This window comes from Pseudomonas sp. P4_C3, from assembly GCF_056402075.1.
In genome coordinates this window covers 26,910-37,294 of sequence record NZ_JBFUIC010000059.1, presented here as the reverse complement: position 1 = coordinate 37,294, position 10,385 = coordinate 26,910, and the positions used below count along the sequence as shown (strand labels likewise).

At 60.3% G+C, this 10,385-nt stretch carries 10 protein-coding genes; 7 read left to right on the top strand and 3 right to left on the bottom strand.

Translation table 11 applies throughout. The features are described from left to right. Positions 1-116: 116 nt before the first annotated feature. A complete protein-coding gene (locus tag AC1DVH_RS12845) occupies positions 117-1,286 on the bottom strand; it encodes a patatin-like phospholipase family protein (RefSeq protein WP_477754108.1) in 1,170 nt (389 codons plus the stop codon). 34 nt (positions 1,287-1,320) lie between these two features. Continuing rightward, complete coding sequence (locus AC1DVH_RS12840; RefSeq protein WP_477754107.1) at positions 1,321-2,253, bottom strand: lipid A biosynthesis lauroyl acyltransferase; 933 nt, start codon at positions 2,251-2,253, stop codon at positions 1,321-1,323. 118 nt (positions 2,254-2,371) lie between these two features. Between AC1DVH_RS12840 and minC the strand changes: the two genes are divergently transcribed. From minC to AC1DVH_RS12805, 7 genes are all read left to right on the top strand, one after another. Then, the gene (gene minC / locus AC1DVH_RS12835; protein WP_046037759.1) at positions 2,372-3,109 is read left to right on the top strand and encodes a septum site-determining protein MinC; all 738 of its coding nucleotides are present in this window, start codon (positions 2,372-2,374) and stop codon (positions 3,107-3,109) included. A gap of 202 nt (positions 3,110-3,311) precedes the next feature. Further along, complete coding sequence (gene minD / locus AC1DVH_RS12830; protein ID WP_414876892.1) at positions 3,312-4,124, top strand: septum site-determining protein MinD; 813 nt, start codon at positions 3,312-3,314, stop codon at positions 4,122-4,124. Next, positions 4,124-4,378, top strand: a complete 255-nt coding sequence (gene minE, locus AC1DVH_RS12825) for a cell division topological specificity factor MinE (RefSeq protein ID WP_007974947.1) — start codon at positions 4,124-4,126, stop codon at positions 4,376-4,378. Before minD ends, minE begins: the two co-directional genes overlap by 1 nt. A gap of 181 nt (positions 4,379-4,559) precedes the next feature. Then, the gene (locus tag AC1DVH_RS12820) at positions 4,560-5,195 is read left to right on the top strand and encodes an RluA family pseudouridine synthase (protein ID WP_090324073.1); all 636 of its coding nucleotides are present in this window, start codon (positions 4,560-4,562) and stop codon (positions 5,193-5,195) included. 200 nt (positions 5,196-5,395) lie between these two features. Next, complete coding sequence (locus tag AC1DVH_RS12815; RefSeq protein ID WP_477754106.1) at positions 5,396-6,685, top strand: M18 family aminopeptidase; 1,290 nt, start codon at positions 5,396-5,398, stop codon at positions 6,683-6,685. Positions 6,686-6,895: 210 nt separating this feature from the next. Next, positions 6,896-7,072 carry a hypothetical protein gene (locus AC1DVH_RS12810; protein WP_223462172.1) on the top strand — a complete coding sequence of 59 codons (177 nt, stop codon included), beginning with the start codon at positions 6,896-6,898 and terminating at the stop codon, positions 7,070-7,072. Between the two features lie 126 nt (positions 7,073-7,198). After that, positions 7,199-9,310, top strand: coding sequence for a mechanosensitive ion channel family protein (locus tag AC1DVH_RS12805; RefSeq protein WP_477754105.1), 2,112 nt, complete (start codon positions 7,199-7,201; stop codon positions 9,308-9,310). Positions 9,311-9,381: 71 nt separating this feature from the next. On the opposite strand, the gene AC1DVH_RS12800 is transcribed toward AC1DVH_RS12805, so the two are convergent. Then, complete coding sequence (locus AC1DVH_RS12800) at positions 9,382-10,095, bottom strand: UTRA domain-containing protein (RefSeq protein ID WP_477754104.1); 714 nt, start codon at positions 10,093-10,095, stop codon at positions 9,382-9,384. Positions 10,096-10,385 lie beyond the last annotated feature (290 nt).

The following is a 10,385-nucleotide window of genomic DNA, read 5'->3' as shown; positions in this document are numbered from 1 at the left end:
GACACGCTCGGTGTGTGAGCATCAATCCATTGCGCAGCCGCCATCTTCGAACCCTCTGCCTGAGGGGTTCAATCTGATGGAAAAACCTGAGCACATCTACTGTCAGATCTGACAGTTCAAACGGCCTCAGCCACCGAGAGCCCGAGAAACCGGCACAACTCCCCGCGCTTGGCCAACGCATCCCGCCGCCCTAGCTCGATCAACTCGCTGCAATACCCCGCCTCGAACAACAGATAGCTCAGCACCCCGGCCCCGCTGGTCTTGGTCGCGCCCGGCCCGCGCAGAAACAGGCGCAGTGCCGCCGGCAATTCCTGACGATGTCGCGCGGCAATTTCATCGATCGGCTGGCTCGGTGAAATCACCAATACGTCCACCGGCGCCACGCCCAATGCGCGGGTCGGCGTGCCGTCGGGCATCAGGTGACTGAACTGGTTCAGGCGCTGCAACAGCTCGATGTCACTTTCCAGGCTGTCAATGAACGTACTGTTGAGCATGTGCCCGCCAATCTGCGCCAGGGTCGGCTGCTGACCGGTGTAGCTGCGCACCAAGGGTTGTTGCGGGTCGACGCCGCGGGGGTTGCCGCTGACGCCCACCACCAGCACCCGACTGGCGCCCAGATGCAGCGCCGGACTGATCGGCGCCGACTGCCGCACCGCGCCATCACCGAAATATTCTTCGCCGATTTTCACCGGGGCGAACAGCAGTGGAATGGCCGAACTGGCGAGCAGATGTTCAACCGACAGTTGGGTGGGAACGCCGACGCGTCGATGGCGCAACCAGGCATCGATCTTGCCTCCGCCCTGATAGAAGGTGACGGCCTGGCCGGACTCATAGCCGAAAGCCGTGACTGCCACTGCATGCAATTGTTGCTGTGCGATCGCTTCGGCGATGCCGCCCATATGCAGCTTGTCGCTGAGCAAGTCCCGCAGCGGAGAACTATTGAGCAGCGCCACCGGCATGTGCCTGCCGATGCCGAGCAAACTGTGGCTGACAAAGCGGCTGGCCTGGCGGATCACCCCGGGCCAGTCGCTGCGCAACACCAGGTGACTGCGAAAGCCCTGCCAGAAAGCTGTCAGGCGTTCGATGGCGTTACGAAAATCCATCGCCCCGCTGGCGAGGCTGACGGCGTTGATCGCGCCCGCCGAGGTGCCGACGATCACCGGAAACGGATTGCGTGCCCCCGGCGGCAGCAATTCGGCAATCGCCGCCAGCACCCCGACCTGATAGGCCGCCCGAGCCCCGCCACCGGAAAGAATCAACCCTGTAACCGGCTCAACTGGACTCATCGCAACACTCCATGGTGCTTGGGAAAACGGTTACTCAACCGCGCTTGGCGTACAACTTCGGCTCGCCCGGTGGACGACTCTTGAAGCGGCGATGAGCCCACAGGTATTGCTCGGGATGCTCGCGCAAAACGCTTTCGATCCATTGATTGATGCGAATGCAGTCTTCTTCTTCGGTTTCGCCGGGGAAGCCTTCGAGCGGCGCATGAATCACCAGGCGATATCCGCTGCCGTCCGCCAGACGCTCCTGGGTGAACGGCACCACCAGCGCCTTGCCCAGCCGCGCAAACTTGCTCGTGGCGGTGACGGTCGCAGCCTGAATGCCGAACAACGGCACGAAGAGGCTTTGCTTGGCGCCATAGTCCTGATCCGGTGCGTACCAGATCGCGCGGCCCGAGCGCAGCAATTTGAGCATGCCGCGCACGTCTTCGCGCTCCACCGCCAGCGAGTCGAGATTGTGCCGCTCGCGGCCCTGGCGCTGGATGTAGTCGAACAGCGGATTCTTGTGCTCGCGGTACATGCCGTCGATGGTGTGCTGTTGGCCAAGCAGCGCGGCACCGATTTCCAGCGTCGTGAAGTGCAGCGCCATCAGGATCACGCCCTTGCCTTCGCGCTGAGCCTTTTGCAAATGCTCCAGCCCTTCGACATGAGCCAGGTTCGCCAGGCGCTTGCGCGACCACCACCAGCTCATCGCCATCTCAAAAAAAGCGATGCCGGTGGAAGCGAAGTTCTCCTTGAGCAGGTGTTTGCGTTCGGCGGCGGTCTTTTCAGGAAAACACAGTTCCAGATTGCGCTTGGCAATGCGCCGTCTGTCGCCGGCCACCCGATACATCAAAGATCCCAGTACACGACCGATCCACAACAGTGCCGGATACGGCAACTGGACGATCAGCCACAACAGCCCCAAGCCACACCACAGTGGCCAGAAACGTGGAGATAGAAATGCTTTTCGAAAACGCGGGCGGTCCATTAATGCTTCCGGAATGACAATGGCCGCGCATTCTACATCGTTCGACCCGGCTTGCGGCCTGCGGGCGTTCTCGTTATAAGTCTCGGCACTTTTAGTGACAAGTCGTTGTATGCCGACCATGAGCCAAACCGAACCGCTAGACCAAGATCCCGTGTTCCAGTTGAAGGGCAGCATGCTGGCCATTACGGTGCTGGAACTGGCCCGTAACGACCTCGAAAGCCTTGATCGGCAACTGGCCGCCAAGGTCGCCCAGGCGCCCAACTTCTTCAGCAACGCGCCGCTGGTACTGGCCCTGGACAAACTCCCGGCCAACGAAGGCGCGGTCGATCTGCCCGGCCTGATGCGCGTGTGCCGCCAGCATGGCCTGCGCACCCTGGCGATCCGTGCCAGCCGCATCGAAGACATCGCCGCCGCCATCGCGGTCGACCTGCCGGTGCTGCCACCGTCCGGTGCCCGCGAGCGTCCACTGGACCTGACCGAAGGCGAACCGAAGAAAAAACCGGAAAAACCGCCCGAGCCGACCATCAAACCGACGAAAATCATCACTTCGCCAGTACGCGGCGGCCAGCAGATTTATGCCCAGGGCTGCGATCTGGTGGTGATCTCCTCGGTCAGCCCGGGGGCGGAACTTCTCGCCGATGGCAACATCCATGTATACGGCCCGATGCGGGGTCGCGTGTTGGCCGGCGTCAAGGGCGACACCAAGGCGCGGATTTTCTGTCAGCAAATGAGTGCTGAACTGATTTCCATCGCCGGGCATTACAAGGTTTCCGAAGATCTACGCCGCGACCCGCTATGGGGTTCGGGAGTGCAGGTCAGCCTGTCCGGCGACGTGTTGAACATCATTCGGCTTTAACGGATACTGCCGCATTTTCCAAGCATCTCTAAAACGTAGCGAAAACGGCTCAAACGAAGTAGGAAAAAGGCCGAAAGCAGTGTTTACCGGGGGTAAACGCCGCTCAAAACCGGATTCCAGCCAAGGCTGTCCGACTGCAGTAGTTTTTCAGGAGATGTTTTTCAAGGGCTGAAAAGTCCTCTTTCCTTAGGGGTGAAACACCTTGGCCAAGATTCTCGTGGTTACATCCGGCAAGGGTGGTGTGGGTAAGACCACCACCAGCGCCGCTATCGGTACCGGCCTCGCTCTGCGCGGCCACAAAACAGTGATCGTCGACTTCGACGTGGGCTTGCGTAACCTCGACCTGATCATGGGTTGCGAGCGCCGCGTGGTGTATGACTTCGTCAACGTGGTCAACGGCGAAGCCAACCTGCAACAGGCCCTGATCAAAGACAAGCGCCTGGAAAACCTCTACGTGCTGGCCGCCAGCCAGACCCGCGACAAAGACGCGCTGACCGTCGAAGGCGTGGAAAAAGTCCTGATGGCCCTGAAGGAAGACTTCGAATTCGTGGTCTGCGACTCTCCGGCAGGTATCGAGAAAGGCGCCCACCTGGCTATGTACTTCGCGGATGAAGCGATTGTCGTGACCAACCCGGAAGTGTCCTCGGTACGTGACTCGGACCGCATGCTGGGCTTGCTGGCCAGCAAGTCCCGTCGTGCCGAACGTGGCGAAGAGCAGATCAAGGAACACCTGCTGATTACCCGCTACCACCCGGAGCGAGTCGAAAAAGGCGAAATGCTCAGCGTCGAAGACGTCAAGGAAATCCTCTCGATCAAACTGCTCGGTGTGATCCCGGAATCCCAAGCGGTGCTCAAGGCTTCCAACCAGGGTGTGCCAGTGATTCTTGATGATCAGAGCGACGCAGGTCAGGCCTATAGCGACACGGTTGATCGCCTCTTGGGCAAAGAAAAGGAACATCGTTTTCTCGATGTAACGAAGAAGGGATTCTTCGAGCGCCTGTTTGGAGGTAGGTAATGAACCTTTTTGACTTCTTTCGTGCCAACAAAAAGCAAAGCACCGCGTCGGTAGCGAAAGAGCGTCTACAGATCATCGTGGCGCACGAACGCGGCCAACGCAGTACCCCGGACTACCTGCCGGCCTTGCAGAAGGAACTGGTCGAGGTGATCCGCAAGTACGTCAATATCGGGTCCGATGACGTGCATGTCGCACTGGAAAGCCAGGGCAGCTGCTCGATTCTGGAACTCAATATCACCCTGCCAGATCGCTGAGTCGATTCGCCAGGAGCCACGGCGGCTCGGGTTTCCAACCTTGGCGTAGGAGCTGCCGCAGGCTGCGATCTTTTGATCTTGTTCTTAAAAACAAAGTCAAAAGATCGCAGCCTGCGGCAKCTCCTACACGGGGATCAGGGAAGCCCGAGCCGCCGTTGGCGTTTGTTACGAGGCTGTTTTAATGCCGTTGTCCAACATCCACATCATCCATCAGGATGCCGCCGTACTGGTGGTGAACAAACCGACCCTGTTGCTCTCCGTCCCCGGCCGGGCCGATGACAACAAGGACTGCCTGATTACCCGCCTGCAGGAAAATGGCTACCCGGAAGCGCGAATCGTCCACCGGCTGGACTGGGAGACTTCCGGCATCATCCTGCTGGCCCGTGACCCGGACACCCATCGCGAGCTGTCCCGGCAATTTCACGACCGCGAAACCGAAAAGGCCTACACAGCCCTGTGCTGGGGCCAGCCGGAACTGGACAGCGGCAGCATCGACCTGCCCTTGCGCTACGACCCGCCGACCAAGCCACGGCACGTGGTCGATCACGAATTCGGCAAACATGCGCTGACCTTCTGGCGCGTGCTCGAACGTTGCGGCGACTGGTGCCGCGTTGAGCTGACACCGATCACCGGCCGCTCCCACCAGTTGCGCGTGCATATGCTCTCGATTGGTCATCCGCTGCTGGGTGACGGCCTCTACGCCCATGAACAGGCATTGGCGGCCTGGCCGCGCCTGTGCCTGCACGCGAGCATGCTCAGCTTCACCCACCCGCAGACCGGTGAGCGCCTGCGCTTCGAGTGCCCGGCGCCGTTCTAAGCGAAAGCAAACCCTGTAGGAGCGAGCTAGCTCGCGATGATCCCGAGAGCGCCACGAGGCGCCAGGCTTCCCGCGTTATCGTTGACGACCATCGCGAGCAAGCTCGCTCCTACAGGGGATTGCGCCACTCCACCCGCACTCCACCGCCAATTCAATGGCCAATACGTTAAACTGGCGCCACTGCTGTCTGGAGCTACTTTATGCGCGAAGAGTTGAACCAAGGCCTGATCGATTTCCTCAAGGCCTCCCCTACCCCGTTCCATGCCACCGCCAGCCTTGTTCAGCGCCTGGAAGCGGCGGGCTATCAACGCCTCGACGAGCGCGAGCCGTGGAATACCGAAGCCAACGGTCGCTACTACGTCACCCGCAACGACTCTTCGATTGTCGCGATCAAGATGGGCCGTAACTCACCGCTGCACGGTGGCATTCGACTGGTCGGCGCCCACACCGACAGCCCGTGCCTGCGGGTCAAGCCGCAACCGGAACTGCAACGCCAGGGCTTCTGGCAATTGGGCGTCGAAGTGTATGGCGGCGCGCTGCTGGCGCCGTGGTTCGACCGTGACCTRTCTCTGGCGGGCCGCGTAACCTTCCGTCGTGATGGCAAGGTCGAGAGCCAGTTGATCGACTTCAAGACTCCGGTCGCGATCATTCCGAACCTGGCGATTCACCTCAACCGTGAGGCCAACATGGGCTGGGCCATCAACGCCCAGACCGAATTGCCGCCGATCCTCGCACAATTTGCCGGTGACGAGCGCGTGGACTTCCGCGCGGTGCTCACCGATCAACTCGCCCGCGAACACGGCCTGAACGCTGATGTGGTGCTCGATTACGAGCTGAGTTTCTACGACACCCAAAGCGCTGCGGTCATTGGTTTGCATGGCGACTTCATCGCCGGCGCACGCCTGGACAACCTGCTGTCGTGCTACGCCGGCCTGCAAGCGCTGCTGACAGCCGACACCGACGAAACCTGCGTGATGGTGTGCAACGACCACGAAGAAGTCGGCTCCTGCTCAGCGTGCGGTGCCGACGGCCCGATGCTCGAGCAAACCTTGCGTCGCCTGCTGCCTGAAGGTGATGAATTCGTACGCACTATTCAGAAATCCCTGCTGGTTTCGGCTGACAACGCCCACGGCGTGCACCCGAACTACGCCGACAAACACGATGCCAACCACGGCCCGAAACTCAACGCCGGCCCGGTGATCAAGGTCAACAGCAACCAGCGCTACGCCACCAACAGCGAAACCGCCGGGTTCTTCCGTCACCTGTGCATGGCTGAAGAAGTGCCGGTGCAGAGTTTCGTGGTGCGCAGCGACATGGGCTGTGGCTCGACCATCGGCCCGATCACCGCCAGCCACCTGGGGGTGCGCACCGTGGACATCGGCCTGCCGACGTTCGCCATGCACTCGATCCGCGAATTGTGCGGCAGCCATGACCTGGCGCATCTGGTCAAGGTGCTGAGCGCGTTCTACGCCTGCCGCGAGTTGCCGTAAACCTGAAAAAGCATCGCGAGCAAGCTCGCTCCCACATTGGATTGCATTTCAAATGTGGGAGCGACGGTGCGGCGATCCGACTTGCTCGCGATGACGGCAGCTCAAACACTGCAGATTTCATGATCGCGCTGGTTCATTCCTGATACACATCACGCCTGCCACTTTAAAAACCGCCTAGACTTCAAGTATCTCTTCGACAAGGCTGTCTCCATGATCTCGATGTCTACCTTCCACGCCATGCTGGTCCCGATCCTTGCCGGGATGATCATGCTGGCCGTCGGCTTCAACTTTCGCGACAAAAATGCCGGTGTATTTGTCATGTGGATCGGCATGCTGAGCATCCTCGCGACTGTGGTAATCAAGATCCTCGCCAAACTCAACGAATAATTCATCGCCCTTGGCTCGCATTGATTTTGACGGGCTCGTACACTCGGTCGATCCGCTCCCTGCGAGGTTGACCGCCTAGTGTTCGCTCGTCTTTTTGCCCTCCCGTGTATTGTCCTTGCCTGCCTGATGACGCTGCTGTCAGTGGCGCCTGCCCAGGCGGCCGGCCTGCCAGGCCTGCTCAGCAGCCAGGCCAAGACCCAGCCCGAAGCACAGGAACCGCTGGGGCAATCCCTGGACGAAGTGATCAAGTCTCTGGAGAAYGATCAGCAACGCACCAAGCTGCTGACCGATCTGAAAAAGCTCCGTGACACCACCAAAAAGGCTCAACCAACGACCGAGGAAGGCGTGCTGGGCCTGATTGGCGGAACCCTGTCCAACATCGAGAAGAAATTTTCCGGCGACGACAGTCCGCTCACGCGCTGGTCCAGTGAGTTCGATCAGGCCCGGGAAGAACTGGTGGCACTGGCGTTGCCGGCCAATGAATGGCTGCCCATGCTGTTCGCCTTTGCCATGATCCTGATGGTCTGGAGCCTGCTGGCCGCCGCCCTGATCTGGATCAGCCACCGCGTGCGGATGCGTTTCGGCCTGACCGAAGAACTGCCGCAGCACCCCCGGGCCCTCGACATGTTGCGCTTCGCCTTGCGCAAACTCGGGCCATGGCTGATCGCCCTGGTGATCACGGTCTACATGAGCTACGCCTTGCCCTCGTCCCTGGGCAAAAGCCTGGCGATGGTGCTGGCCTATGCACTGGTGGTCGGCACCTGCTTCTCGGCCATCTGCGTGATTGCCTTTTCCCTGCTCGACGGCCCGCACCGCCACCGCGCCTTGTACATCCTGCGGCACCAGGCGTTTCGGCCGCTGTGGCTGATCGGCAGCTTCGCCGCGTTTGGCGAAGCGCTGAGCGACCCGCAACTGGTCGACAGCCTCGGCAGCCATCTGGCCCATACCGCTGCGACTGTCGCCAATGTCCTGGCAGCGCTGTCCACAGGGCGATTCATCCTGCGCTTCCGCCGACCGATCGCTCACTTGATCCGCAACCAGCCGCTGTCCCGGCGCCTGACTCGCCGCGCCCTCAACGACACCCTGTCGATCCTCGGCACCTTCTGGTACGTGCCGGCGTTGGTGCTGGTGGCCATCTCCCTGTTCGCCACCTTTATTTCCGCTGGCGACACCAGCACCGCCCTTCGCCAGTCGCTGATCTGCACCGTTCTGCTGGTGTTGTGCATGGTCATCAACGGCCTGGTACGCCGCTACGCCCTCAAACCCAAGCATGGCATCCGGCGTTACGCCGTGTATTCGGAACGGCTGAAAAACTTTTTCTACACCATCGTTCATCTGCTGGTGTGGCTGGCCTTCATCGAGCTGGGCCTGCGGGTCTGGGGCATGTCGTTGATCCGCTTCACCGAAGGCGACGGCCACGAAGTCAGCGTCAAACTGTTCAGCCTCGCCGGCACGCTGCTGTTCGCCTGGCTGATCTGGATTCTCAGCGACACCGCCGTGCATCACGCGCTGACCCGCTCGCGCAAAGGCCTGGCCAATGCCCGCGCACAGACGATGATGCCGCTGATCCGCAACGTGCTGTTCGTGGCGATTTTCATCATCGCGCTGATCGTTGCCCTGGCGAACATGGGCATGAACGTCACGCCACTGCTGGCCGGTGCCGGTGTGATCGGTCTGGCCATCGGTTTTGGTGCACAGTCGCTGGTAGCCGACCTGATTACCGGGTTGTTCATCATCATCGAAGACTCCCTGGCCATCGACGACTACGTGGATGTCGGCGGCCACCTCGGCACGGTCGAAGGCCTGACCATCCGCACCGTGCGCCTGCGGGACATCGACGGCATCGTCCACACCATTCCATTCAGCGAAATCAAAAGCATCAAGAACTACTCCCGGGAGTTCGGCTACGCGATCTTCCGGGTCGCGGTGCCGGCCAGCATGGACATCGACAACGCAATCAAACTGATGCGCGAAGTTGGTCAGAAAATGCGCACCGATCCGTTGCAGCGGCGCAATATCTGGTCGCCACTGGAGTTTCAGGGGGTGGAAAGTTTTGAGTCGGGCAATGCGATCCTTCGCGCCCGCTTCAAGACCGCGCCAATCAAGCAGTGGGAAGTGTCGCGAGCGTTCAATCTGTCACTCAAGCGGCACATGGATGAAGCCGGACTGGATCTGGCGACACCGCGGATGAGTATTCAGGTGATGACCGCTGGTGGCTCCCCGGAACAACCCCTGTAGGAGCTGCCGCAGGCTGCGATCTTTTAAGAATMAAGATCAAAAGATCGCAGCCTGCGGCAGCTCCTACAAGGTCAAACCACGTCAACACCGACATGAATCGCATCATGCCGCCAGAACTCCAGGTCGCAGTCGATCAACCGTTCATGCTGGTCATAGTTGACCCGGGCAATCCGCAAGCCCGGGCTGCCTGTTGACACCTTCAACGCCGCCGCCGCATCTACCGACAACGCCGTGGGCACAATCTCGAAGCGCACCCGCCCGTAGTGCAAATCGTAATGCCGCGCATATAACTCGGTGATCGACTGATTCAAATCGAAATCGAGGATCCCGGGAAAGTACTGCGGGTTCAGATAGTGCTCCACATACAGCACCAGTCGCCCGTCGATCCGTCGCGAGCGGCAGATCTGGATAACGCTCGACAGCGCTGGCAATTGCAGCCAGGCACACACCGCTGCCGATGCCGGTTGCAATCGCGCTGAAATCACCTCGGTGGACGGGATCCGCCCCTGGGCGCTGACCATTGCGTGAAAGTGGCTGCGCTGCATGAGGTTGTACGCCAGGCGTGGTGGCGAGACGAACCAGCCGCGACGCTCCTCGCGGTAGATCTGCCCTTGTGACTCCAACTGCAACAACGCTTCACGCAAAGTGATCCGCGTGGTGCCGAACAATTCACTGAGTTTGCGCTCGGCCGGCAATTTGCTGCCGGGGGTCAACAGTCCATGGTCGATCTGCTCCTGAAGCACCTGGCCGATGGCTGTTACCGCTTTTGTTGCCTCTTCACGCATCAACGTTTCCTTTCTGGACTAGACCAGCACCAATTCAGGGCAGAACCGCAGCGCAAACCGGCTCATTCAATAGTCTGCAAGCGTAGGCAGTGCAGATGACCGAGGTGTGACAAAGGCGCCCAACGGTCGCCACTCCCGGTTTTCAATAACTTGCAATTCATCGGCCATGTCCCTTGCCTGCCTGGGCTTTGACCATGGTCTACGCTTAGCAGGCCACCCGCGATACCGCCGAACAAAAAGTCATCCCGGGCGACGAACGACATCAAAGTGTCATCCAGCCCCCTTAAATT

Bases quoted from the DNA above. Each gene is read 5' to 3' on its own strand.
- AC1DVH_RS12840 (WP_477754107.1), bottom strand. From the start codon at position 2,253: ATGGACCGCCCGCGTTTTCGAAAAGCATTTCTATCTCCACGTTTCTGG.
- AC1DVH_RS12800 (WP_477754104.1), bottom strand. From the start codon at position 10,095: ATGCGTGAAGAGGCAACAAAAGCGGTAACAGCCATCGGCCAGGTGCTT.
- AC1DVH_RS12820 (WP_090324073.1), top strand. From the start codon at position 4,560: ATGCCGTTGTCCAACATCCACATCATCCATCAGGATGCCGCCGTACTG.
- AC1DVH_RS12845 (WP_477754108.1), bottom strand. From the start codon at position 1,286: ATGAGTCCAGTTGAGCCGGTTACAGGGTTGATTCTTTCCGGTGGCGGG.
- minC (WP_046037759.1), top strand. From the start codon at position 2,372: ATGAGCCAAACCGAACCGCTAGACCAAGATCCCGTGTTCCAGTTGAAG.
- minE (WP_007974947.1), top strand. From the start codon at position 4,124: ATGAACCTTTTTGACTTCTTTCGTGCCAACAAAAAGCAAAGCACCGCG.
- AC1DVH_RS12810 (WP_223462172.1), top strand. From the start codon at position 6,896: ATGATCTCGATGTCTACCTTCCACGCCATGCTGGTCCCGATCCTTGCC.